The 1,629-nt window shown below is 34.6% G+C and carries 1 protein-coding gene; it reads right to left on the bottom strand.

All coding sequences use genetic code 11. The features are described 5' to 3' along the window. Positions 1–473: 473 nt before the first annotated feature. Entirely contained in the window at positions 474–1,367 is an 894-nt protein-coding gene (locus tag AB1414_20510; protein ID MEW6609794.1) for a PorV/PorQ family protein, read from the bottom strand. Positions 1,368–1,629 lie beyond the last annotated feature (262 nt).

The raw sequence follows: 1,629 nt of genomic DNA, 5'->3' as shown, positions 1-1,629 counted from the left end.
TTGTGGAAAACAACAAATTTCCATAAATTTCTATTAGTTTCTATTAATTTCAATTTTTTTAATAATATCTCCCTATCTCCTTAATCTCCACATCTCCTTTTGTTACACCACCTGAACGCTTACCCTTAAACTCGATATTCAAGTTTTTTTAAGATTAAGTGGTTTATCCTTTTTTTAACCGCAAAGAACGCAAAGAAATTAACCGCAAAGAACGCAAAGATTATAGTGCTCTGTTAAGATTGAAGTTGCATGTTACTTAGGTAATCGGTAATCAGTAATCGGAGATAACAGGTCATTGTTTTCTCTTCACCGATAACCTGATAACCGATAACTTTCTAAACATAGCAAAGCAAACTTAACAAAGCAATAGGTTGTTCACCACCTTATTTTCCTTCCTTTGCGTCCTTTGCGAAATCTTCCTTTGTGCTCTTTGCGGTTAAATCTTTATACCTTTAAAAAACTTGAACATCAAGTTAAAGAAACTTAAGTAATAAAGACACTCTATGTGTATCCCCTAATATTCCATACGGAACAAAGGCATAATTAATCTGATAATCACTTATTTTTAATCCTACTCCATAACTCCAATGACTCTTTGAATCTAAATCAGTCTGGGATTTATAACCAGTGCGCAGAGATAGAAAATGGAGGAGAGTAATTTCTGTTCCAGCATTAACAGATACTTTACCATCTTCAGGTATATTCCCATCTACGGCTATAATCAAGATACGAGGTAATTTGTAAGCAAGACCTACTTTGATATTTAAAGGTAATTCTTCTTTTTTTTTAATAAATTTTATCTTTGTTCCAATATTTTGGATGGATAGTCCTAAATCTAAATCTTTAATGATGTTTTTGTATAACCAGCCGAAGTCAATCGCTATGCTACTTCCAGAGGTATTTTCATTTAATTGATAGATAGATTTTAAATGTAACCCAACTAATGAATGTTTAGATAACCTTTCAGCATAAGCTAATCCTAAGGCTAAGTCATAAGCATCAAAATTACCTGTCAGGTCTCCGTCATCATCTCTACCAATGAGGTCATTTATGCGGAGGTAGGTAACATTGCCACCTATGGTTCGAACACGACTAATATTTTGGGCAAAGGCAAGGTAGTTATATTTAACATCTTCAAACCATTGAGTATAGGTTAATAAACACTCTTCTCCTTTAATCTGAGCTAATCCTGCGGGGTTAAAATATAACGCATTAACATCATTGGCAACGGCACAAAAGACATCACCCATCCCCGCTGGTCTTGCTCCACCATTAATTTTCAAGAATGTCGCACCGGTATTATTTTTTGCCCAGACAAAAGAACTGATAAAAAGAAATATACTTATGAAGATAAGCCTTTTCATCATTTATTTAATCAACTATTATCATACCATATTTTTAAAAAAAAGGCAAGAAAAAAATGCGACCTGTGGTAATGCGTCAATCATTTAGGGGAAGAACACGAATTGCACGAATTGACGAATAGCACAAATGAAGAATTTCGGTAACCGTTCAGGGATATAGCCACAGAGTCACAGAGAACACAGAGGGAATATATAACCACGAATGAACACGAATAATAAAAAGATTTGTAGTGCGAGGCTTTAGCCTCGCTTCTGGCAAGCAGGA

Source organism: bacterium (assembly GCA_040755795.1).
GTDB lineage: Bacteria > UBA9089 > CG2-30-40-21 > CG2-30-40-21 > SBAY01 > JBFLXS01.
This window is presented reverse-complemented; position numbering and strand designations above follow the sequence as displayed.